This window comes from Pedobacter sp. T50_32, from assembly GCF_057652195.1.
On the sequence record NZ_JBYFBY010000004.1, the window covers coordinates 167,092 to 190,908 of the forward strand.

General features: G+C 37.1%; 25 protein-coding genes. 3 read left to right on the forward strand and 22 right to left on the reverse strand.

The features are described 5' to 3' along the window. Complete coding sequence (locus AC23ME_RS14305) at positions 1 to 1,401, forward strand: TolC family protein (protein WP_487728456.1); 1,401 nt, start codon at positions 1 to 3, stop codon at positions 1,399 to 1,401. Between the two features lie 28 nt (positions 1,402 to 1,429). On the opposite strand, the gene AC23ME_RS14310 is transcribed toward AC23ME_RS14305, so the two are convergent. From AC23ME_RS14310 to AC23ME_RS14375, 14 genes are all read right to left on the reverse strand, one after another. Beyond that, on the reverse strand, positions 1,430 to 2,041 hold the full coding sequence (locus tag AC23ME_RS14310) for a YdeI/OmpD-associated family protein (RefSeq protein WP_487728457.1): 612 nt from the start codon (positions 2,039 to 2,041) through the stop codon (positions 1,430 to 1,432). A gap of 206 nt (positions 2,042 to 2,247) precedes the next feature. Next, a complete protein-coding gene (locus AC23ME_RS14315) occupies positions 2,248 to 2,892 on the reverse strand; it encodes an NAD-dependent epimerase/dehydratase family protein (RefSeq protein WP_487728458.1) in 645 nt (214 codons plus the stop codon). A gap of 135 nt (positions 2,893 to 3,027) precedes the next feature. After that, positions 3,028 to 3,669, reverse strand: a complete 642-nt coding sequence (locus AC23ME_RS14320) for a DNA alkylation repair protein (protein ID WP_487728459.1) — start codon at positions 3,667 to 3,669, stop codon at positions 3,028 to 3,030. Between the two features lie 10 nt (positions 3,670 to 3,679). Beyond that, positions 3,680 to 4,753: a fatty acid desaturase family protein gene (locus tag AC23ME_RS14325; RefSeq protein WP_487728460.1), complete on the reverse strand. Its 1,074-nt coding sequence runs from the start codon at positions 4,751 to 4,753 to the stop codon at positions 3,680 to 3,682. Between the two features lie 252 nt (positions 4,754 to 5,005). Then, on the reverse strand, positions 5,006 to 5,503 hold the full coding sequence (locus AC23ME_RS14330) for a DinB family protein (protein WP_487728461.1): 498 nt from the start codon (positions 5,501 to 5,503) through the stop codon (positions 5,006 to 5,008). A 64-nt stretch (positions 5,504 to 5,567) separates the two neighbouring features. Further along, positions 5,568 to 5,996 (reverse strand): VOC family protein, encoded by a 429-nt coding sequence (locus AC23ME_RS14335; protein ID WP_487728462.1) that lies wholly within the window; start codon positions 5,994 to 5,996, stop codon positions 5,568 to 5,570. A gap of 337 nt (positions 5,997 to 6,333) precedes the next feature. After that, positions 6,334 to 6,909, reverse strand: coding sequence for a hypothetical protein (locus tag AC23ME_RS14340; protein ID WP_487728463.1), 576 nt, complete (start codon positions 6,907 to 6,909; stop codon positions 6,334 to 6,336). A gap of 94 nt (positions 6,910 to 7,003) precedes the next feature. Then, on the reverse strand, positions 7,004 to 7,444 hold the full coding sequence (locus tag AC23ME_RS14345) for a DinB family protein (RefSeq protein ID WP_487728464.1): 441 nt from the start codon (positions 7,442 to 7,444) through the stop codon (positions 7,004 to 7,006). Between the two features lie 128 nt (positions 7,445 to 7,572). Continuing rightward, complete coding sequence (locus AC23ME_RS14350) at positions 7,573 to 8,010, reverse strand: SRPBCC family protein (protein ID WP_487728465.1); 438 nt, start codon at positions 8,008 to 8,010, stop codon at positions 7,573 to 7,575. Positions 8,011 to 8,135: 125 nt separating this feature from the next. Continuing rightward, positions 8,136 to 8,816, reverse strand: a complete 681-nt coding sequence (locus AC23ME_RS14355) for a HEAT repeat domain-containing protein (RefSeq protein WP_487728466.1) — start codon at positions 8,814 to 8,816, stop codon at positions 8,136 to 8,138. Positions 8,817 to 8,973: 157 nt separating this feature from the next. Continuing rightward, entirely contained in the window at positions 8,974 to 9,438 is a 465-nt protein-coding gene (locus tag AC23ME_RS14360; RefSeq protein WP_487728467.1) for a DUF6843 domain-containing protein, read from the reverse strand. Between the two features lie 724 nt (positions 9,439 to 10,162). Next, a complete protein-coding gene (gene murA / locus AC23ME_RS14365; RefSeq protein ID WP_487728468.1) occupies positions 10,163 to 11,488 on the reverse strand; it encodes a UDP-N-acetylglucosamine 1-carboxyvinyltransferase in 1,326 nt (441 codons plus the stop codon). Positions 11,489 to 11,515: 27 nt separating this feature from the next. Continuing rightward, complete coding sequence (locus tag AC23ME_RS14370; protein WP_487728469.1) at positions 11,516 to 12,184, reverse strand: DUF4290 domain-containing protein; 669 nt, start codon at positions 12,182 to 12,184, stop codon at positions 11,516 to 11,518. Between the two features lie 459 nt (positions 12,185 to 12,643). Beyond that, positions 12,644 to 14,932, reverse strand: coding sequence for an ATP-dependent helicase (locus AC23ME_RS14375; RefSeq protein ID WP_487728470.1), 2,289 nt, complete (start codon positions 14,930 to 14,932; stop codon positions 12,644 to 12,646). A gap of 209 nt (positions 14,933 to 15,141) precedes the next feature. Between AC23ME_RS14375 and AC23ME_RS14380 the strand changes: the two genes are divergently transcribed. Then, positions 15,142 to 15,468 carry a DUF493 domain-containing protein gene (locus tag AC23ME_RS14380; protein ID WP_487728471.1) on the forward strand — a complete coding sequence of 109 codons (327 nt, stop codon included), beginning with the start codon at positions 15,142 to 15,144 and terminating at the stop codon, positions 15,466 to 15,468. 154 nt (positions 15,469 to 15,622) lie between these two features. Here AC23ME_RS14380 and AC23ME_RS14385 read toward each other — a convergent pair whose 3' ends face one another. The 4 genes from AC23ME_RS14385 to AC23ME_RS14400 all read right to left on the reverse strand — a co-directional run bounded on the left by AC23ME_RS14385 (position 15,623) and on the right by AC23ME_RS14400 (position 18,906). After that, a complete protein-coding gene (locus AC23ME_RS14385) occupies positions 15,623 to 16,261 on the reverse strand; it encodes an alpha/beta fold hydrolase (RefSeq protein ID WP_487728472.1) in 639 nt (212 codons plus the stop codon). Positions 16,262 to 16,371: 110 nt separating this feature from the next. Beyond that, a complete protein-coding gene (locus AC23ME_RS14390) occupies positions 16,372 to 16,785 on the reverse strand; it encodes an SRPBCC family protein (RefSeq protein WP_487728473.1) in 414 nt (137 codons plus the stop codon). Between the two features lie 73 nt (positions 16,786 to 16,858). Then, positions 16,859 to 18,376: a PH domain-containing protein gene (locus tag AC23ME_RS14395; protein ID WP_487728474.1), complete on the reverse strand. Its 1,518-nt coding sequence runs from the start codon at positions 18,374 to 18,376 to the stop codon at positions 16,859 to 16,861. After that, positions 18,376 to 18,906 (reverse strand): PH domain-containing protein, encoded by a 531-nt coding sequence (locus AC23ME_RS14400; RefSeq protein WP_487728475.1) that lies wholly within the window; start codon positions 18,904 to 18,906, stop codon positions 18,376 to 18,378. Before AC23ME_RS14400 ends, AC23ME_RS14395 begins: the two co-directional genes overlap by 1 nt. A gap of 83 nt (positions 18,907 to 18,989) precedes the next feature. Here AC23ME_RS14400 and AC23ME_RS14405 point away from each other — a divergent pair, with 83 nt between their 5' ends. Then, entirely contained in the window at positions 18,990 to 19,436 is a 447-nt protein-coding gene (locus AC23ME_RS14405) for a DUF2059 domain-containing protein (protein ID WP_487728476.1), read from the forward strand. A gap of 33 nt (positions 19,437 to 19,469) precedes the next feature. Here AC23ME_RS14405 and hscA read toward each other — a convergent pair whose 3' ends face one another. The 4 genes from hscA to AC23ME_RS14425 all read right to left on the reverse strand — a co-directional run bounded on the left by hscA (position 19,470) and on the right by AC23ME_RS14425 (position 23,757). Next, complete coding sequence (gene hscA / locus AC23ME_RS14410; RefSeq protein ID WP_487728477.1) at positions 19,470 to 21,329, reverse strand: Fe-S protein assembly chaperone HscA; 1,860 nt, start codon at positions 21,327 to 21,329, stop codon at positions 19,470 to 19,472. 68 nt (positions 21,330 to 21,397) lie between these two features. Beyond that, positions 21,398 to 22,243, reverse strand: a complete 846-nt coding sequence (locus AC23ME_RS14415) for a hypothetical protein (RefSeq protein WP_487728478.1) — start codon at positions 22,241 to 22,243, stop codon at positions 21,398 to 21,400. Positions 22,244 to 22,276: 33 nt separating this feature from the next. Beyond that, a complete protein-coding gene (locus AC23ME_RS14420) occupies positions 22,277 to 22,525 on the reverse strand; it encodes a hypothetical protein (RefSeq protein WP_487728479.1) in 249 nt (82 codons plus the stop codon). A gap of 14 nt (positions 22,526 to 22,539) precedes the next feature. Beyond that, positions 22,540 to 23,757 carry a glycosyltransferase gene (locus AC23ME_RS14425; protein ID WP_487728480.1) on the reverse strand — a complete coding sequence of 406 codons (1,218 nt, stop codon included), beginning with the start codon at positions 23,755 to 23,757 and terminating at the stop codon, positions 22,540 to 22,542. Between the last annotated feature and the right edge of the window lie 60 nt (positions 23,758 to 23,817).

Consider the following 23,817-nt stretch of genomic DNA (forward strand, 5'->3'; position numbering starts at 1 on the left):
ATGCGATATAGATTTGTCTTAGTTTTCTTACTGATTTGTGTTGTTCAACCGCTTTTTGGACAAGGTACCCTGCGACTTTCGCATCAGGAGTTTTTAGCTGCGGTTAAAAGTTACCATCCATTAGCGTTCAGGTATCGCTTACAAAATGAAATAGCGAGGGCAGAGATCCAAAGAGCCAGAGGTAATTTTGATCCAGTAGTTGAAGGTAAAAACGGTGCCAAAACTATTGATGGTATCGATTACTACAAAGAAACGAATATTGGTTTGGTTATTCCCACTTGGTATGGCATTGAGTTAAACGGAAGCTATAACTACATTGACGGACAAAAACTGAATAACAGCGATACCCGTGGAGGTTTGTACCAATTTGGATTAACTGTTCCTTTGGCTAAAAATCTGGTTTACGATAGACGAAGAGCACTGCTAGACCAAGCTAGAATTGGTTTGGAAATGACCGAGGCCGAACAACTCGTGCTCACCAACGATTTACTTTTGGCAGCCGATAACGCCTACTGGAATTGGGTAAAAGAGTACGAGATATTTTTGCTGCAAAGCAGAGCGGTAACCATCAACCAAGACCGTTTAGCACTAACCAGAAAAACCTATCAGTATGGCGAACGTGCCGCTATCGATACCACAGAGGCATTATCGCAATTACAGAGTTTCGAGCTAGAACAGAAAGATGCTTACCTGCAATTTGTAAAAGCAACACAAGAACTATCTCTGTTTTTATGGAAGGAAAATCAGCAGCCCTATGATATTTTGGAAGGCATCATCCCTAACGACAGGTTAATGAACAACCTTGCCTATCAAGATTATGGACAGTTATTGGCACAGTTAAATAATCAACCTTTGGCTAATCATGCTTCGGTAATGTACTATCTGCGAAAGCAAGATTTTTTAGAAAGCGAACGTCGGCTTAAATTTCAAAGTTTTTTACCTAAGCTAGATTTTACCTACAATTTCTTCAATAAAGAAAATTACAGATCTGAGTTTTTTCCTTTGTTCCAAAACAATTATCAATATGGCATCAAGCTAGAAATACCTATTTTCTTAAGGCAGGCCAGAGGCGATTATCGCATTGCGAAGAGCAAGGTGCAGCAAAACCTTTTAGATATTGATTACAAACGCCAGGAAATTAATACGAAACTAAATACCTATAAAAACGAGGTGCTTAACTATCGCAACCAGATAGATATAGCCACACAAAACATTGATAACTATGAACGCTTGGTCAAAGCAGAAGAAGCGAAGTACAGCAACGGCGAAAGTTCTTTGTTTCTCATCAATAGCCGAGAAAACAAACTGATAGATGCGCAGGAAAAAATTTTAGAGCTGCGCTTAAAGTTCATTAAAGGTTACAATCAGCTCAAATGGTTAAACGAAAATTTTGTGCAGTAGCATTTATCGCCATTTGAAGCTAAAAATGCTACTTTGCATATTTCCAGAAGCGGCTTTTCCCTTCCGATATCCATTGAATGGCTTCGGCAATTCGCTTATCTCTTGTTGCTTCCGTTTTGGCATCTACAATCCAAGTAATATAATCTTTCCTAAACGATGGAGATTTACGCTCGAATATCTCCTTGGCAAGGGGCTCCATCGCTAAACATTCGGCAAAATATGCTGGCATTTCTACTACTGCTGGTTTCTCCGATTTTTGCGTAGGAACTTTCATGCCTTTCTCGTTCAAAATCATTGCTTCTTTAATCAATGCAATAAATTCTTCATCGGGTGGTAAATCTGCCAAGCTTGTAATTCTGCCCAAAAATCTATCCGCAGGCTTAAGACTTTTGCTATTTTTTAGTCGCTCGTCGCTCATCAGCTCTGCTTTAATAAAGGTAAAAGCACAATGCTTTTTGTAAGCAGCCAGAACAAACATAAAATCGCCCTTGTAATCTAAATGCGGATAACCCCATTTGATTGCCTCTACAATTTGCGGACAATGTTCGTGCGCCAATTTGCGCCAATGCGCCAATATTGGTTGTGCAAAGTCTTCCGCATTTGTAATGTAGGTGTCTACTTTAAGGTCGAAGTTGTTCATATAGCACGGTAGTACGGTTAGTTATATCATTTTTTACCGCTCAAAACTACGGTATAATTTTAAATGCTTTTCTGTAATGTTATTTAAAAGCAAATTAAGCAACGAATGCAAAAAAATCAAATGTGCCTTTTAATTTGTAAGAGTAATTAATAGACGATGCAAAGGTTAATAATAAGCAATAGTTAAACGACGTAAAAAGATCAAATTTATTTTGCTAATTGTTCAATATCATACACTTCTAGAATTTGGGTATGATAACCTTTTGATACTGCGTTAATCATTGCTTTTCCAACTTGTTTTAACGACAATGTTTGGGCAGGAAAAAATGGAGCAATAAGTGGTCCTAAGATTTTATATATCGTTTTCACATTTTTTTGCCCTTTGGTGGCTTTCATAATTGCAGGTCTAAAATTGTATTGACCTTTAAAAGGCAATTTCATTAGTGCATTTTCTGTTCTACCTTTTACTCTTGCCCACATTACTTTACCTTTTTCTGTGCTATCTGTACGGTTTCCAGATACGTAAATAAAAATAATTTGAGGATTAATTTGCGACAAGGTTGTGGCAAATGGTACAACGAAGTCATAGGTTTTTTTAGTAAAGCTATCTTCATTTTCGCCAACTGAACTTACACCAGCACAAAAGAAACAGCCATCATAGCTTTTCAATAAATCTGAATGGTTGCCGATTTCCGAAAAATCTTTTAAAACCAATTCTTTTAATTTAGCATGGCTTAGGTCATAATGTTTTCTGCCTATAACCAATACTTCTGTTACAGCACTGTTTGCCAGGCATTCTAATAAAACGCCTTCGCCTACCATTCCTGTAACTCCGGTAATAATTACTTTCATATCTTGATGTTTTGATAAACAAAGTTCGTTAATTTAAGAAAGTGTTGGTTTGTTGTAAAGTTCAGTTTTACAAAAAAAACTATAGACTGAGGCTATGAAATTGTATATTAGATTTAAGCTTATTTGCACAAAAAGTTAAATGTTTCTTTTGTTGCTTTCTATTGCGATAAATTCTGGTAAGTAACTCGGCGTACAACCTTTTGATACCATTTCGCCTTTGTAAAGGCCAGTTTTTTCGCCAATGGCAATACAACGTGCTCTGTATTTTTTTTCGTAAACGCCAACCCAGCCAGCAACGAAATTCATTGCCCATTGTACCTCCAGTTCTTCCTTCGCTATTTTTGCCTCGATGGTACTGATTAAATGCGCTGTATTGTCGGGAGGCGTTTGTCCAACCCATCTTAACCTAGCCTGATGATACCAAAAAACTCGTCTTTGTAATGCAGAAGGACTATTTTCCCAAGAATTGATGAGTGCGGTTGTTTTTTTGTCTTTAGTAAGTTGATTAGCCATTAACCAATCCATCAACTGATTACGTTCGTCTAAAGGGTGAGCTTGCATATCCTTATCTAATTGATTGATAAGTTCTTCAGAAAGTAACTTGCTATCCATAATTAAGATGGCCAACTGTCTGGGTAGCAATTCTTCAGACGACCAAAGTTCCATTGCCAGTTCATGATCCTTTTTTATTTCCTTCGCCATTTTCCGTAAATCGCCCAGTTTGGTTTTGCTATGAAACTGGCTTAAGATATTTGCTGCTTGCGTACTTGGTTTCATGTCTTTTTAATTATTGGATGTTAGCTCCCATTCTTCTCAAATGTCTAAAATGCGACTTCATCATCGCTATTAACGACATTTTATGGTAAGGATATTCAAATTCTTTAGTAACTCTTTCAATGATGTCGTTGATTTTATCGTAGTTGGTATGGCAAATATTGGGGAATAGGTGATGTGCAGCATGACAGTTTGCGCCACCGCTTAAAATACGTGCAAATTTACTGTCGGGATTCCAATCGCAACTTGTTTTTAGTTGATGTACTGCCCACGAAGATTCGATAAAATCGCCCTGTGGTTCGTCATATTTGGCTTCTTCGAAAAAATGTGTGCCAACCAACATTACCACAAATATTAATGAGGTAAACGCCGAGGTAGAAACGTAGGTAAAGAAAATAAAGCCAAACGAAAAGTTGGTGTATAGTGTTGGAATGACCAAAACCAACGTGAAATAAAGTAGCTTGAAGATAAAAAAACGAAGGAGTAGTTCGTACTTGGGAACACCTTTTCTCATCCAATCATAGTCTTTGGAAAAAAGGTATATCCAATCGCCCATAAAAACGGAGTGCAACAACGCTAGCATATATACAAAAGGCGCATAAATATGCTGGTATCTGTGTTTTTTAGACCAAGGGTGTGAGGGGGCTAATCTTAAAAATGGATTTTTATCAATATCGATATCACTGCCTTCTACATTCGCGTAAAGGTGGTGCGAACGAATATGCCTTAAGCCCCACAACAGCGGATCTATACCAACCGTGAGAAAGCTGAAGAAATGAAGAATTTGATTAGCACTTTTATTTTTGAAAGCAGTATTGTGAGAAGCATCGTGCCCTAAGCAAAAACCCATTAACAAGCCAGCTAGTTGGAAAACCAGGAATAAAGACCAAAAACTAAGTGTCGAGTTAACTAGGAAAAGTAGGTAGTAAGCGCCGTAGCTAACCAAAAGCCAGAAAACGCCTTTAGCCCAAAAATTGAAATCGCCATTTTTTGTAAGTTCATTGCCAAGCTTATCTACAACTTCATTTTTCAGTTGCCTAAAGAATTCTCTTTCTTTCTCAGAATTTTTAAACTTACGGGCTTTCATCTCATTGGTAGTTGATGTTTTACTTATAGACTGTTTAATGCATAAACCAAGTTAGCAAGTTGATGATGACGCTCACTCGAACACTTTCTATTGGTGGCATCCTCTCCAAAAAGAATGGAAATCTATTTTAAACATTGCTTGTACTTTTACATGGCTTTCTCAAAAATACGTAAAAATAAACAATGCGATAAAACTAGCAGGTTATCAAACTTTATCTAATTTGAATCTTAGACCACAACATGTTGGTAATATTTAATCCATTTGTTTTGCTTGGGCTACCCAATTTGGCGCATTGTTAATTGTTTGTCTAAGTAGTAAGTTTAATTGTGCCGAGTGATGTTGAATGTGCCTCATGTTGTACAATAGGATTTCGAGCAGGGAATAATTTTTGTACTCGTTAACCCAACGCTCATTCATTTTTTCTGGTGTAAGTGTTGTTATGAGTTGGCTTGCCTTTTTTCGGCAATGTTGCAAATAGTCAAGTACTTCGTTTTTTTGGTAAGTTTTGCCTATTGGTTTAATTGCTTGTTCAAACTCTGAAAAATCAAAAGGTTTTGGTGGCTCAAATTGATTTGGCTGAGTAGTTAGAAAGTAGTCTGTCCAAAAAACACAATGGTAAGAGGCGTAGCCAAAATTTATCGGAGTATCCCAATGTTCGTTTGGACACATGTTAATGGCATTTTCGAGCATGTCTAAACTTGCGCCAAATTGCGTCCAAATAGCGTCGTTAATTGATGTAGAGTTGTTCATGTACTTGCTAATGGTTAACTTTTGTCAGTTTTACCTGCCTGGTAGCTTTTTATTAGATGGTATGTTAATGAGCTGCTTCAAAATTCACCATCCACTCAATACCGTATTTATCTCTAAACATACCGAAATACGAAGACCCAGGATTATCGGTCATCGGTATTTCTATGGTTCCACCTGCTGAAAGTCCATTGAATAAATGATCAGCTTCTTCTTTGCTTTCTGCAGTGATGGAAATTTTACTTCTATGCTCATTTTCGTTAACCGTTCCCATAAATTTGGGTACATCATTAGCCATTAGCACGTTAGTTTTACCGATAGGCAAAGCAATGTGCATGATTTTATTTGCTTCATTTTCTGGTACCGGAAATTCTTCGCTTGCTATATCTTTAAAGCGGGTTAATTTTGAAAACTCACCTCCAAATATCGATTTATAAAATATAAATGCTTCTTCGGCATTGCCGTTAAAGTTAATATGCGGGTTAATAATAGCCATGGTTTTACGTTTTGATTGTTATCCAAATATAATGCAATAACAACAAGATTGAATAGGGTAGAAGGAGATAAATAAGGGGATGATTTACGACAAAATGATGTTGTTTATTCTTTAGATTTAATTGGCTTTATTTGTGCGTTGTACATAAACTCCCATTACACTAGTATCAGCTATTGCAATTTCTTTAAGTGCTTCGTTACTGATCTATATTCAAAATCATCCCATGATAGAAAAGGAATTTGCGCTAGTATAGGTGGTTTACAGCTGTTATTGTCATCATATTTTAAGTTCAGCATTCAATGGGATTGGCAACCCCTTATCATGTCCCGTTTCTTCGTCAATTTGCTGAAAGGTCGGCAATGCATTGCTCTCTAATTTTCCAAAGTTCATCTATAGTTAAATTTAAAGCTTTTTGTTCAGCAAGCCAATTGATTAAATACTGCTTGTGATAATTTACTTTAAAGTCTGCAATTTGGTCTGTACGAATTTCTGTTTCTTCTATCAGTTCGTTTTCAAAATCGCCAGGTTTTGATGTCTTGTTGGTAAAGTCTAAAATTTGGTTGCCATATTTCAGATAGTTGTGAGCTTCGGGAATGTAGTCAAGTTTATGCTTCTTTAATGTTGCTGAAATTTTTTGGGTATTGCTCGAATTCATTCGAAAAAGCCCAGTGATAAGTTTTAAGTTCTCGAAATTATTCTCGTCTGCAAGCTGTTTTAATAACGCATGTTTGGTGCTACAAGTTCCGCAGTTGTCGGTAAAAACGGTTGCCAAGTCGGCTTTGTTTTGGTTTCTACCATAGGCAAGTTGTCTTACAAATGCTGTCGCTTCGATAAAAGTTGAAATGTCGTAATCCAAGAACTTTCTTGAAATTATCCCGTTCGGTTTTATATCAAAATCTATATTATTTTTCATTTATGGTGTTTATTTAGATGGTATATAACGTCGAAGGCTAAAAATTTTAGTCCTAAATCTGACATTTTGCAAAAGTGCTGCTGTGCGTTGTTTTTCAGTATTCCGTTACCTGCTTTAAATGATGTTCCAAATGTTCAACATAGTCAACAATTAAAAATTCTATGGTTAATAAGTTACTACTAACTTTAATTTGTCTTTTCAAACTTTCTGTCGGAATTCGTTTTATAATTTCTATGAGTTGTTTGTTATAGATAGTCCAAAATGAAATTATTTGTTTGCTATCAATTTGTTGATAAAAACCATATTCATTCCACTTATTTTGGTCGTAACTAATTTCTGGAATAGTTTCAAACTGTCCACGAACAAATCTTTGATGGTTATTTATTGCACTATCAATTAGATGGCCAATAATCTCTTTTTTGCTCCACTTATTTGGAAACGGTTTTATAGATATTTCTGCTTCATCGATTTCTGTTAATTTGCTCGGAATTTTTTCAATTAAGTAGCTTAATCGACTTATTGCTTTTTCAATCATACCTCTGTTTAAATTTTAATGGTTCGGTTAAAATAATGCATAACGTTGCTATGCTTGCCGAAAGCAAGGATTTTTAGGACTAACTGTCCCGACAAATCAGTGAAACTAAACCTTTGTTGGAAAGGCTGTTATTGTTTTTCTGCCAACTCTTTCAATTTACTATTCATTGCTTCGTATCCGCGTCTGGTGTTATTGTCTAGTATCTTCTTGAAAAATGGTACCAGAATTCCGATGAAATTTTCACTTTGTACAAAAGTTGTCGTTCCATTTTGGTTGTCTATCAACTCAAATTTGTGTTCTCCATCAAAAACTCCTCTAAATAGTACAACTCCCAACCAACTAAATATTTTATTGGTCTCTAATGCAGTAACCGTAGGTTTAAAGCTGTTTGCATTAGTTCCGGGAGGCTCTATTCGCACTGCAATTTTATTGCCCACTTTAACATCTCTTGTTAATGAAGTTACAAAAGGATTCCAGTTAGGGTAGTTTTTAAAGTCGGTAAGCACAGCCCAAACCTTATCGGGCGTAGTGTTGATAGTGATTTCTGTTTTTAGTAAAAAAGCCATAGTTGAGATGTTTGGTTATTAATTTTTCTATTAAGATAGAATTTCTTCCGGCAATTCTGTCGAATAATTTTGAGATGAATTTTAAGTCTGTTCTGGTAAGCAGGGAGGTCGAAATGTGGTATTACTTAACTAGCGTTTATCTTTTTTAATGCGATTTCGATGGCTAATTGTCCGTTATGCATTGCTGTGCTTTTGAGTTCCAATAACTTCTCTTTGGCTGGTTTGTAGCGGTGGAAACCTAATGTTTGAATGGCTCTTTCCTGCACATACATATCTTCATCATCAAGTAACGGATAAATGTTATCTTCAATTTCTTCGGACGATGTTAATGCCATAATTGAATAGGCGGTTTGCATTCTTACTTCCTCATCATTTTCTGAGTGAAAATTGGCTTTAAGTTTTTCGATTATTTCTTTTCGTTCGATAAATTCTGGTTGGTTTTTAGTGCTAGGGAAATCGAAAGAAGTTTCAGCTAAATCATGAAAGTCGTAAGCTTCTGAGTTTGCATTAATCGCACTGATAAAGTTTGAAATGTTTTTAAATTTCGGTTCTAGATTTGCTTCGTCGTGGCTTAAATAACAAACCATTCCTTTCATTGGTCCGTTAACAAACAAACACCAATAATTAGAATTTTCATCTGTTAACAGCGCCACCAAATTTTCATAAATAGGGAACTGATTAAGATAGTCTTGCATTTCATCAAAGGCTGTTTCGTCAAGTAGTACAAAACCATCTCTTGATTGATATTGGGTTAGCACTTCCATTTCGGCTGCTTGCAAATTGTATTGTTTTAATTTTTCTAACATAGGTTTTGTTATTGGTACGGTTGTGCTAAAATAGCTGCTTATATTTTGGTATTTGCAAAAGGCAGGAGTTTAGTATTACTTGTCCGAACACTTCGGGAAATGCTTAATCGAAGAACTTCAGCCCCGCTTTTGGCAGAGCCTTGTTAGTGATAGTTTTTTATTTTTTCTGTCTGCATTTGAATAATAAACTGTCAATCAAATTATCGGAAACAACTTTGTTTCGTTGAAGCCGTAAACCGTCCCAGGAATTAACTGCCATTATATGAAAACTGTAATTTTTATTTTTTAATGTGCTTCCTTCGCCTGTACCAAGCAGAAACAAGCCTACTTTATTTCTTGGTTGCTCATTCTTGTTTTTTTCAAGTGGATAGTCCTCGTTGAAGTCCTGTTGAATGAGTTTAGGAATTTTTCCAATTTTATTCGCATTGTCGTCAACGAAATAGTATTCTTGGTCAATTATTCCTGTTTCAAATTCGTTCTTTAAAATCATAACACCGTTATCTGGAATTTTGTAAATAAGTCTGCCGTCCACTTTTGGGATTGCCTGTCCGCAAGGTTCGTTATAAATCAAAGTAATTTGACCTCGAAAGTTTTCAGGTATTAGAAACGTTTCAGGTGTCATATATTTAGAGCCTGAAAATATGAATGCGAGAAACCCAGGGTATCAAAGAATTAGAGGTAGAATTGTAGTGAGTAATTTTGTTTTCAATTTTGTTTTTGAGAACCAAACAAATAAAAGTCCAACTATAAAAATTGGTCCTGCAAATATTATCCAATAGGGATTTTAAGCAAGCAAGCCAACTTAGAATTGTCAGAATAAGTCCCATTTTATATTTTCTCATTCGGTCTGTGTAGTTTCTGTAAAATTACCGCTAACTCTCAAATATACGCAACTCCATTTACTTTAGAAATAAACAATTATTTCACTCCATTTGTATTTTAAAGGCGTTTTGTTGTAAGCTTAGCGTAACGTTTTTTGAGTGCAAAAAGTTAAAATACTACTCAAAAAGCGCAGGTTTTTTACCATTTTACTTTGTCTATTAGGCTTATTTCTCCCTTTAAATCTTTCTTGCCTACATGTGCATATATTAGTGTAGTTCTGATATTGTTATTACCTAATAATCTCTGGATATAACATTTAGGAAGAATTTTGTAAAATAAACTCGATAGGAGTGGGCATCCCGATTTTTCATCGGGATAAAACGGATAGCGGGACTAGCACAAATAGCAGCAATAACCCTGCTTTTCAAAAAGATCTGAAAACCTTGTAAACGCAAAAAGCAGGGCTACGTTATATAACCCTGCTTTCAAAATAAAATCATTCCCTTATGGGATGTAAGTAAGTTCTAGTGGCTTGGTGCAGCTGCATCTACACGTCTAATTTGCGCACCTAGGGCACGTAAACGGGTGTCGATATCTTGGTAGCCACGCTCAATTTGCTCAATGTTGTAAATGGTAGATTTGCCTTCTGCAGATAAGGCTGCAATTAACAACGATACGCCGGCTCTAATATCTGGCGATGTCATGCTGATGCCACGTAGGGCATATTTCTTGTCGATACCGTTAACAGTGGCACGGTGCGGATCGCAAAGGATGATCTGTGCGCCCATGTCTATCAATTTATCTACAAAGAACAAACGGCTTTCGAACATTTTTTGGTGTATCAAAACGTTGCCTTTGGCCTGCGTAGCAACTACAAGCACAATGCTCAGCAAATCTGGTGTAAAACCTGGCCAAGGTGCATCTGCAATGGTTAAAATAGAGCCATCAATAAAAGTATCTATTTGGTAGTGCTTTTGCGAAGGCACATAAATATCATCGCCACGACGCTCTAGTTTAATGCCTAGTTTTTTGAAAACCTCTGGAATTACACCCAGCTCATCGTACTGTACATTTTTAATCGTAATTTCCGACTCGGTCATTGCCGCTAAACCAATGAAAGAACCAATTTCGATCATGTCTGGCAACATACGGTGCTCGGTGCCACCTAATTTTGTAACACCTTCAATAGTTAACAAGTTAGAACCAATACCGCTAATTTTTGCGCCCATGCGGTTCAACATCTTACATAATTGTTGTAGGTAAGGCTCGCAAGCTGCGTTATAGATAGTGGTAGTACCTTTAGCCAAAACTGCCGCCATTACAATGTTTGCAGTTCCGGTTACCGAGGCTTCGTCTAACAAAATATAGGTGCCTTGTAAGTTGGTTGCATCTACGTTAAAAAATTCCTTCTTTTGGTCGTAAACAAACTTTGCACCTAGTTTTTCGAAACCTAAAAAGTGTGTGTCTAAACGGCGGCGACCAATTTTATCACCTCCAGGTTTAGGGATAGCTGCTTTTCCAAAACGGGCCAATAAGGGGCCTACAATCATAATAGAGCCTCTTAAACCACCACCTTTTGCTTTAAAAACGTCAGAAGAGAAGAACTCTAAGTTAATGTTTTTGGCTTCGAAAGTGTAAGTGTCTTTGTTTACACGTTCTACGGTTACGCCTAAATCGCCCAAAAGCTCAATCAGTTTGTTTACGTCCTTAATGTCGGGGATATTGCTGATGGTAATTTTTTCTTCCGTTAATAAAACGGCCGATAGTATCTGTAAAGCTTCGTTTTTAGCGCCTTGAGGGGTAATTTCGCCCTTTAATTTTTTGCCGCCTATAATTTCAAATGCATTCATGCTATATTGGTTTTGCCTTTTTTAAGGTTAATGTCTTTGTTTGTTGTTGTTCTGACGACCGCGATTGTTATTGTTCTGACGGTTCTTGTTGTTGTTATTGTTCTGGCGACCGCGGTTATTGTTGTTCTGACGGTTGTTCTGGTTCCTAAACTCTACCTTTTGCAGGTTAATGTTTTCCTCCAGCACCAATGCACCGCCCGAAAGCTCGCTCAGGTTTTTAAGGATCACCTCATCGGCCACGTTATCTTTGTTCCACTGCACATAAGCCATTTTCATAAAGTTAGCGATGCCTTGTACCATAGCTTGTTTACGCTCAGGATTTTGCTCTTCAATAGCATTGGCAATCATTTTCTCTACCGTTTTGCCATAGTGCTTGTATTTAATGCGCTGCTGCGGATAGCCGATATGTGCCGGTTTAAATTCCTTAGTTTCTGGCGTAGGTTTAGGGTAGGGACTATCTACATCAATTTGATAGTTAGAAATAATGTGCAAATGATCCCAAAGTTTATGCTTAAAATCGGCCACATCACGCAAATGCGGATTTAAAAAGCCCATTAAATCAATAACGGCTTGTGCATATTTATTGCGTTCTTCTTTGGTTGGCAAAGTAATAATATACTTCACCATATTTTGGACATTACGCCCGTATTCTGCCAGAATTAACTCGCTTCTGGTGGTATTATAATCGAAATTCATTCTTTTTTAAATGCTATGTTGTAATTAAACATTAAGAATTTAAGGTTCATTAAGATTTAGTTTTCTTAATATTCTTCATTCCTTAATGGTTAAAATACGAATTGTAAATTAATAAGGTAATGTTAAACCACTATGAAATAATTGAAATAGAAGTTATAGACTAAGGGAAAACCCTAAACTTCCAAAGATGTTTTCAATTATGAAATTCACCGGAATGGTTTGTTGTTGCAAATATAGAAAAGTTTTGGATAATAGGTCTTAGGTAATAAGTTTTAAGTTTTTGCAATGTCTATAAGTCGGTCGTCATTTCGAGCGTAGCCGAGAAATCTTTATTCAGACTAGACAAGTTCAAAGATTTTACTTCGTAGAGCTTCGGTTCTCCACTCGCTTCGCTGCGGTCGAAATGACGATAGCAATTCACCGAGTAAAACGTATTACTTATAATCTAAAACTTACAACTTATTTCACAATCCTCAGTTTCGCAAACTTTAACAGCAACTGCTTATTGCCCAAACCTTGGAAAAACACAGTTGCTTTTACATCAGGTAATCTTCCTTCTAACTGCACAATTTTACCAAAACCAAATTTTTCGTGTTCTACATCCATACCCATTTGAAACTCGTTTGCCGCACTTGGTGTAAAACCAGGGGTTGGTACGTGAGCTTTCGGTAAAATAGAAGTAGTAGGTTTTGGTTTAAAAGCAGTTTGCATGCTGGTCGGTTTCTGCGATGCTTCCCTTTGTTGGCTCCAGCTTTTACGTTCAGTGTCAAAGCTACCATTGCTAAAAGTAGGTTTAGCTTGTTTAATGGCATCTAACTCTAAATACTTAGGGCTAATCTCGTTAATAAAACGACTAGGTTCACAAGAAGTTAAGGTGCCCCAACGGTAACGTGACGTAGCATAAGTTAAAGTCAGTTTTTTCTCCGCTCTGGTAATAGCTACGTAGAACAAACGGCGCTCTTCTTCCAAATCAGTTCTAGAAGTTAACGACATTTGCGATGGGAATAAGTTCTCTTCCAAACCAACCACAAACACATTTTTGAACTCCAAACCTTTAGCCGAGTGAATGGTCATTAACGAAACTGTATCCGCATCTTTGTCCTTGTCTTTATCATCGTTAGTTAACAAAGCAACGTCTTGCATGAAAATCGCCAAACTGCGGTCTTCGATATCTTCACGTTCAGAAAATTCTTTAATACCCGCCAATAACTCTTGAATATTCTCGTAACGAGCTCTGCCTTCAACGCTATCATCGCTGTGCAAATCTTTTAAAATACCCGAATGTTGCGCAATGTATAGAGCCGTTTCATAAGCATCTAACTTTGTAGACTCTGCCGCAAATGCCCTAATCATCATTGAAAAATCATTCAGTTGGTTAGGTATACGACCGCCTAAATAGTGGTGTGGTGTACAGATAACCTGCCACATCGTAATGCCGTGTTCGTTTGCAGCTACCGAAACTTTATCTAACGTAGTATCGCCCAAGCCACGACGAGGATAATTGATGACACGTTTCAGTGCTTCCTCATCTGCTGGGTTAAAAGTTAAGCGGAAATAAGCAATTAAGTCCTTAATCTCCTTACGTTGATAGAAGGATAGGCCGCCGTAGATTTTATAAGGCACATTGAGTTTACGTAAAGCCTCCTCCATTGCCCTACTTTGAGCATTGGTACGATACAAAATAGCAAAATCAGTATAGTTTAGTCCATTGCCAGTACGTTCTTGCACAATGGCTTCGGCTACCAATTTACCTTCTTCGTTATCGGTAAAAGCTCTTGATATTTTAATTCTATCGCCTTGCTCATTAGCCGAGAATACATTTTTCTCTAACTGATTTTTGTTATTGGCAATGATACTATTTGCAACCTCTACAATGTTCTGTGTAGAACGATAGTTTTGCTCCAATTTGTAAACTTTCAAATCTGGATAATCACGTTCTACATTTAAGATATTCTGAATATTGGCGCCACGGAAAGCGTAGATACTTTGCGCATCATCACCAACTACACACAAGTTTTCATGTGCTGCAGCCAATTTTTTTACAATGGTATACTGCGAATGGTTAGTATCCTGATACTCATCTACCATGATGTACTTAAACTTGTGTTGGTATTTGTTCAGTACCTCTGGATGTTTTCTTAGCAACACATTGGTTTTGAACAACAAATCATCAAAATCCATTGCGCCAGCTTTATAGCAGCGTTTAGCGTAGGTTTCATAGATTTTCCCTAATTCTGGTCTTTTATTGCCAATATCTTCTGCCAGTAAAGTAGGGTTATTGATATATTCGGCAACGGAGATAAGGTTGTTCTTAGCTTGTGAAATACGATTGTAAACGATATTGGCTGCATAAAGCTTATCATCTAACTGCATTTCTTTAAGTATGGTACGGATTAAACTTTTGCAATCGTCGGTATCGTAAATGGTAAAGTTGCTTGGATAGCCGATTTTTTCTGCTTCAACACGTAAGATTTTAGCAAAAACCGAGTGGAAAGTTCCCATCCAAATGCTTTTAGCTTCGGCACCCACCACTTTTTCGATACGCTCACGCATCTCCTTACTGGCTTTATTGGTAAAGGTTAACACCAAAATATTGAACGGGTCAATACCTTTTTGTATTAAGTGCGCCACACGGTAGGTAATTACCCTCGTTTTTCCAGAACCTGCACCAGCCACAATCATTACTGGTCCTTCGGTATTCTCTACTGCTGCTCTTTGTTGTGGGTTTAATCCTGCTAAATAATCCAAATCTTTATCCTCGTTTTTAAAGGTTCAAAAATAGCAAATTGTAAGGGGAATTGGTGAATTTGTTGAAAGGTTTGGTTAACTGTTTAAATTGGTTAATCGGTTAATTGTTGAAATCGGTTAACTGAAAATTGCAAATTGAAAACTGTGAACTGCGTACTGCCAAATTAGCATTGTCGTTAATTGGGAATAGAATTTGATAACTACTAATTATGGAAGAAAATAATTTGAACCACAATTTAGATTTTAACGATATCCCAGAGGGAAATAACAACACCGACATCTATGCTAATTTTAAAGAGAAGCTAGAAAGCGTACAGACTTTTCCAGGGTTATATGCTTATAAATTTATTTTAACAGGCGGTGCCGATAAAATGAAAGAGTTAAGAGCAATTTTGCCTGAAGAGGAATTTATTGAAACACCATCTAAAACTGGTAAATACATTTCTGTTACTGTTAAAAAATGGATGCAGGATGCGGATGCTGTAATTGATATCTATAAAAAAGTAGGGGAGATTAAAGGGATAATGATGCTTTAGGGGGTTGAGAGTTGAAGGTAGAAAGTTCAAAGTAGCATTGGCATCAATAATTCGTCATTGCGAGGCACGAAGCAATCTTAAAGCAATTTGTAGCTAACGTAGTAAGATTGCTTCGTCATTCTTCCTCGCAATGACGACAAGGAATAGAAAGGTTTTAAATAATTTGGTGTAAAGCCTCGCTCACCTGTTTCGCTTTATCTAGAACCATTAGGTGACCACCATTTTGAATAACTATTACCTCACTAGATTTATGAATTGGTAGAAGTTTGTCGGCAGTGCCATGGATATGAAATAAGTTAGCATGTAGCTCAGTGTTATTCCACTTTACAATACAATTGATTGCCCATTTTAGGAAATCTACATCCGTATCTGCTAGAACTCTCTTAAATAGTTCTCTATCATTTTTCTTGATTGCGCCAAATAACCATCTATTTAGAAAATGGTCTTTTTTAAGGATGGAATACGGAATAAGCCAATGTAAATTTGCTTTACCAGCCAAGCGATAAATCAATGGAATTTCAGCTTTTGTTTTTAACGAGGAAATCAAGATAAGTTTCTCAATAGGAATGATTTTAGCCAGTTCGGTAGCTACAATTCCTCCGAAAGATAAACCGATAAGTGTTGGATTTTCATCCTTAATTTGCTCTCTTATCCTACTTACATAATTAACTAAAGGCTCATTCACCTTTGGTTTTATCCACTGCACAAAAGTGACATCCAAATCTTTAAAATCTAAGTATTTGAATACCCTCTCGTCTGCACCGAGACCGCTGAAAATGTAAACTTTTTTCAAATTTAGAATAGTTTATGAAACTCGTCATTGCGAGGTACGAAGCAATCTTAAAGCAATTTGTAGCTAACGTAGTAAGATTGCTTCGTACCTCGCAATGACGGTGATAGTGCTTAGCTTCCGCTCTCTACCAAGTTCTTGAAATTATCCAAAATAGCTTGCCAGCCACCTTTTTGCATTTCAATCGGATTTTGATTTTCTGCTTCGAAAGTTTCTGTAACTTCTACGTTTTCTCCGTCAGCTTCAAAAATCACTTCAACTTTTCTGCCATCGGCGATGGTATATTCAATGTATTTATTTTCCTGAATATCATCATAAGTGCCTTCAAAATCGAAACTAAAGCTACCATCTTTTGCAGCCATAGTGTAAGAAAACTTTCCACCAACGGTTAAATCGTTAGAAGCGGCAGGTGTATGCCAATCTGGAGATGCATTGTTCCATTGTTTAATAAATTCTGGCTCGGTAAAGTATTTCCAAACCTTTTCGATAGGAGCGCTGATAGTTGTTTTAATTGTGATGTTTTCCATGTTATTTTTTTGGTTGTTTTGTTATTTAGATGATTTGCTTTTTGGTTATTCGGATATTGGATATTCTCCAGCTCTACATCCAGTCTTTCTGTCCGCTCTCTACCTGATAAAGCCACCAATTTACCAAGGTTTTTATCTCAGTATAATTCCCGTAGCTAAACGCAATATTGCCAGCCGCCGTATGTAAAGTCACATGGCCAATATCTAGGGATTTATGCCAAGGAAATTGCGAAGTGCTGATAGATTGAATTTTATGAGGTTCGATAATTTCTTGCGAAATATCCCAAATTCCACTTTGTTTAATGATAAAATCTTCTGAAACTGTAATGCGATGTTTGGTATAAGAAATGTAAATCATCAGTGAAGCAGCTAAAAAATAGATAATAGCTAGCGGATAAAATTCCCTAACTTCTGGTACCCATCGATAGATGAAACCATAACACGCTAGAGGTAATATCAACGTAAAAACTATTGGCAAATTCATAAAACGGAAGTTGGGTTTGTAGCGAGTACCATCTTGCGGAAGCTTGCTCAAAATCATCCTCAAAACTTCATCTTTTTCTACTGGGCTACATCCAGGAACCTCCATATTATTGCTCCTAACTTCCTTTTCAGATTGTTGCTGACCAGAGTGTGCTTGCTTTAGCGCCATGTTAAACAAACCGATTTTCTTCTGAAAATAGTTCTGACTGTATTCCGTAACCTGAACTTTATTAGGATGAAGCAAGGTATTTTTCTTCGCTAAAAGACCAGATGAAATTAGCAACGATTTTTGATGTTTGCTGATTTGGAAATCGAAGTATTTCACAAAGGTTCTTATCACGTTAGTGGCAAGTAAAACGATGATAATCCCTACGAAAAGTATAGCTAAAGAGATAATTGTAAAACCACTGGTAAAGAAATTTTCTATCTGTCCGTGGTCGTTATCAAAAGCCTTCAAAAATTCTTTTAAGTTATGAAAAACGGCATAGCCGAAACCAAGTAACAACACAATGCTTTGTCCGTAATTGCTGGTTAGTCCAATTTTCAATAATGTGCTGGCATTAATTTTAATGAAGGGAGTCTCTTTGGTAGCTATTGGCGTCTCAAAGTTTTCTGAAATGCTTTCTGGATTAATTGTAGTTTGTTCGCTACCATTTAACAGATGTTCTTTCAGTGCATAAGCTGTAGCTCCACTAATGGCACTAATATTCACTTCTTTGCTATCAGAACCAGCAGTGTCAATTTGCAAGCTGTAAACGCCAATCAGTTTCTGTAGAAAACCTTGGTTAATGTTTACTTGCTGTATTTTTTCTATGGGAATGGTTAGGTTTTTTCTGCCAAAAACCCCTTTGTCAATCACAAATTCGCGTTTTAGCGTATTTAGGTAGAACGTGAATTTACGATAGTAAAAGTAACCGTATACAATGGAAATGATTAATACCGCAATTAAACCTAATGCCATGTAAAGTAAAGCAACTTTGTTCGATTTAAAAATAAACAAAGCCAAGGGGATAAACATGGCACGTACAAATCGTTGGAGGATGTAAGCCCCGTTAATCAAAATTCCGGCGGCAGATTGCCTTTGTGGTTCGCTAAAATCTAGAGCCATTATTCGCTTTCTTTTTCTGAATTAACCACTAAACGTTGTACTAGAGCTTCTTTCATTGCTTTTGCTTGCTCAATAGGTACTCCCGCAATGCGGATTTCGCCACTTGAACCTCCGGCAGTATAAATTTGCAGAGTGCCCAGCTGAAACATTCTTGATAGAAAGCCTTCGTTTAAAGCTACATGTTGAATGCGGGTTAATGGTACAATGACAGTAGTTTCGGCAATGACACCACTTTTGTAAAGCACATCTTTTTCTCGTAGGGCGAAACCTCTACGTTTAAAGCTTGCTCTAAATAGTAAAAATAAGAAGGCTGCAAAAGCCACGAAAATTCCGGCAAAAACAAACCAGTTAGAATGAAATTCTTCGTTGAAGAAAACAAAAGCAGTCAATGCAGCGCCAATAATGAATAGAAAAATAACAAGGTTGATGATGATAATTTGCCAGTATTTGGGTGCTGGAGCTGTTAATGGGGTTGCTTCGTATCTAGGAAGTGCGTCTAAGTTTATCGTTTCGTTAGTGAAATGCTGCATGTTTATTTTAATTATTCTGCAGCTCTAAATTATGAATAATCCTATTAATAAATATTCTATCTTGTGACGATTTAAATAACGTTATGAAGAAATTATTATTTGCAATATTAATTGCACTCCCAAGTTTTGCTTTTGCACAAACTCCACAACATTTAAAAGCAAGCGAAGCATTTGTTGAAGTATCTGGTTTAAAATCTAGCTTTGATGGCGTAGTGGATGCGATGTTGAAGACACAGCTTGGCGCAGTTCCGGAACAATACAGAGAGAAGTTTACTGCTGTAATGAAAGAATTTATGAGTAAACATTTTAATTATCAGACGTTAAAACCTCGTTTGACTAAAATGTATGCCGATGAATTTACCGAAAAGGAATTGAAGGAACTTGCCACTTTTTATTCATCACCAACAGGAAAGAAATTTGCCGACAAAGCAAGTTATTTGATGCAAAAAGGAATGGAAATGGGAAAGAGCGTAGTGGAAGAAAACAAGCCTGAACTTGAAAAAATGATAAAAGAAGCTTTTGCTCAATAGACAAAAAAGCCCAGTTCAAACTGGGCTTTTTTGTTATTCGTCTATCTTTTTGCCTTTCATCGCCTGACCAATTGCCGTGTCCATCACTCTCTCCGCAAATGGGCGAGTAAATTCATTCAATTCATCCGTTTTCTTAAGGATGATATCCTTATCGCCGCTACCCAAAGCTTCTTTCAAGCTATCGATGTGTTTTTGTGTATCAGAAACTTCAGTTTCTGTCAATAAATCTTGGTGCTTTGCTATAAATCGCTCTGCGGTATAAACCAATTGCTCGCCTTCGCTACGTGCTTCAATCAACATACGTTGCTCCACATCGCTTCTAGCATTGGTAATACTATCGATTAACATTTTTTCCACAGTATCGTCACTTAACCCGTAACTAGGCTTAACTTCGATTTCCTGTTTCACTCCAGAACGTAATTCAATCGCTTGAACCGTTAAAATACCATCAGCATTAAGTAGGAAATTGATATCCACCTTTGGCAAACCTGCAGGCATTGCCGGAATTCCTTTCAAATCAAATTCTGCTAGCTTACGGTTTTCTTTTACCAAATCACGTTCACCTTGATAAACCGAAATTTTCATGTTTACCTGTCCATCTACCGATGTCGTATATTGGCGACCGGCTTTGGTTGGGACTTTGCTGTTACGAGCAATAATCACATCCATTAAACCACCCATGGTTTCTATACCAAGCGACAACGGCGTTACATCCAATAGTAAAATATCAGAACGGTTACCAGATAGAATATCCGCCTGTACGGCAGCACCTAAAGCAACCACTTCATCAGGGTTGATGTTATCTTGCGGAGTTTTCCCGAAGAAATCACTCACAGCTTTTTTAACATAAGGTGTACGAGTAGAACCACCCACTAAAACCACTTCGTCAATATCGGAAACGCTTAACTCAGCATCTTTCAAGGCCGATTTACAAGCTTCGATGGTTTCTTGTACTTTAGCTGCAATTAAGCTTTCGAAAGTTTGTTTATCTAGCGTACACCAAATATCTCCCAGCTGTTCGTTGTATAAATTTTGGTTAGTTAATGCTTTTTTAGCAGCCTCGGCTTGTAAGCGTAGGCTTTGCGTTAATACGTTATCTTTAGCTACTGTTGCAACATCTAGCTGATTTTTTTCAATCCAATAGTTGAAGATAGCACGGTCAAAATCATCGCCACCTAAGAAAGTATTTCCGTTGGTACTTAACACTTCGAAAATGCCATTTTGGATTTGTAGGATAGAAACATCGAAAGTACCACCGCCTAAATCGTAAACGGCAATGGTTTTTTGTTGCGATGAGTCTAACCCCAAACCATATGCTAAACTTGCTGCGGTAGGTTCGTTCACGATACGTAAAACGTCTAACCCTGCTAGTTTACCTGCATCGCGAGTTGCTTGTCGCTGACTGTCATTGAAATAAGCAGGAACCGTGATTACTGCTCTATTAACTGGAGTTTTCAAAGCATGTTCAGCACGAGCTTTTAGTTCTTTTAAAATCTCAGCAGAAAGCTCAATTGGCGTGTAAAATCTATCGCCAGCTTTAATTTTCACTAAGGCATCGCTATCATCGTCAATTATTTTATAACTGAAAATATCGCTGTGTTCGGCAACATCTTTGTACGAACGACCCAATAATCGTTTTACGGAGAAAATAGTATTGGTTGGGTCGGTAGTTAGGTAAGCTTTGGCTTCGTTACCTACTTCTGCATCGCCTTGTTCATTAAAGTGCACTACCGATGGTACCAGAACGCCTTTTCCAGCGTCGTTAATAACTTGTGGTTGTTGCTCAGGGTTGATAAAAGCCACCAAACTATTGGTCGTACCTAAATCAATTCCTACTATAATTTCTTCTTTTTGTAATGAACCTGTCGCCAGATTGATGGATATTTTTGCCATGGGGCAAAGTTACAAGAATGTTGTAAGGTTTTTGGGGTAGAATGTTTGAATGTTGTAAAAAAGGTGTGTTAGTGAAACATGTATTCTATCGTGATAACGTCTTCGAAACTACTTACTTTTTTATATTGCGTATAGGCTGGAAGCTCTTCGCTAGTTTCTATAATAATGGTCGAATTGTCTTTCCACCACGCTTTAACTATTGGGTGGATGCCGGTTGTACCATAAACTGGGCCGTTAACGCTTGGGAAATCCACAGATACATAAGTTCCAGAATTATGTTTATCAGCCCACTGCGTTGTGCGTACCTTACGCTTGCCATCTGGAGAAATTTCTATATATTCTTCGAAATGTTTTGGTTTGGTGCTAGTCGTCTCGAAAATAGTGACTTCTTCTGTTTCGTGATCTATTCTTCTAACAACTTTATTTATCACTCTTGATTTCGTTTTAGAAATTGATTGAGCCCCAACATATCTTGCTAGGAGGACGTTAAACCTTTCTATATCATTCTCCTTATTTGAACTCTGTTGGTACAATTCAAGAGCTATAGAAACATCATTAAGGTTTTGTTGATTGAGAATTCTATTTTGCGTAAAAATGATATCAATACGTTTTCGCAAATCTTCGAAAATATCAATATCGTATCCAGTTTTCTCCTTGATGTAAGAGGAAAAGTTTAAGTCGATAGCATTTTGCAGGCTTTTAGTTAGGCTTATATATCTTTGTTGAAGCCTATCTAGTTTACGTTGCTTGAAATTTTTTTCCGTTTGTATTTTTTGTTGTTGATAATACTCGGCGATAGGGTTGATATCATCATAAATCATGCTTTGGCCGAAACGTTGCTCTAGATAAGCTAAGGTTGCTAAAACAATAGCATAGTATTTTTCTAAATTTTTTTGCTTCTGTTCGTTAATCATAATTAGAGTAGAATTGAGAACTTAAAACGATTGTTATTTTATATCTCTAGATTTTAGTTCCTCTTTTACCGCTTTCACTTTTTTCCCGTTATTGAACAAAAGATATACGAAGAACAATGGGAAGAACGTGAAAAATCCGATACCATTTTTTACAGCGCTGTAGACCGCAACGCCTATTAAGGCTCCAATCAAAAATGCAGTGGTAATTTTGCTAGATTTTAGTTTCTTTTGTTCATGAAGTAGTTGTTCGTCGGTTAACCCTTTAAGCTCGTTTTGTTCCATAAGGCTAATATCGATTATTTTTTATTCTTCTCCTCAATCCAAAGCGACATGTATTTTGTACTTTGTAGGATATGGTGTTTCAATATTTCACCCAAAAAGTTTTGTTGACGATGCAAGTTTAGATTTTCTTCAATCTCAGCAATTCTTTCTAAAAACTCTCCTTCAAACTTACCTTTAGCATATAACTCGTTAATGATTTTAATTCCATTTTGCTGTGCTTGCTTCCAGAGGTTTGCATTCTTGTAAAGTTCAACAGTTTCGTCAACAAAAGTTTCTAAATCATCGCTGATAATTCCAGCCCAATCTAAGTCGTTAGCCATTCCTTCGGCACCAACGGTACTGCTAGCGATTGGAGTTCCAGTTTGCATGGCGTCTATAAACTTGCCTTTTGCGCCCGCACCAAATAGGAGAGGAGCCAATAAAATGCGATGTTGCGAAATGGTTGCTCTGGCACTTTCGGCCCTGCCATGAATAAGGAATTTTTCTCTGACATTCTGCAACTGCGTTACTTTCTCACTAGTGTAAGCACCGTAGATATGTAGTGATGCTTCTGGTAGTTTCTTTCTTAGTAAAGGCCAAACGTTGGTTTTTAAGTGTTGTAAGGTTTGCCAATTCGGTTCGTGCAAATAGTTGCCAATGAAAACGAAATCCTTTCTTTCTTCGAAGGTTTTCCAGTTTTCGGTTGATGTAATTTCTTCCTCTAAAAATGGCAAGTAGTAAAGTATATCAGGGTTGATATTGAAATTCTTCAACAAATCCATTTCGGCTTGTGAGATAATGAGCGACAAATCGCAGCGTAAAATCGCAGCTAATTCTCGTTTAGTAATATCGTTATATAAGTCAACTTCAGCTTTGCTTTTGACAGCGGTTTGTCTGGCGTGGCGTAAGAAATGTAAATCTTCAGTGTCTAAAATTCTCAAAGCATCGGGGCATTCCTGCTGTACCCGCCAACCGTATTGTTCCTCAATCATGAACCTATCAAAGACTACAATATTTGGATTTAAAACTTTAAGCCAATCATCAAAAGAACTGTCGTTAAGTTTTATTTCGTGTTCAATAACACCAAGGCTTATCAAGTCGAAGCTAAAATCGCTTTTAGATGCTGCAGATGCGAAATGGACTTCATCGCCATTGGCTAAGAAAAGCTGCACCAATTGTATGATGCGGGTACCAGCTGCCGATGATGTAGGCTCTGGCCAAACTAATCCAATAAATAAAACTTTTCTTGCCATCCTACAAAGTTGCGGTTTATTAGCTGAATTGAAAAAGGTTTAACCACAAAGCGCACGAAG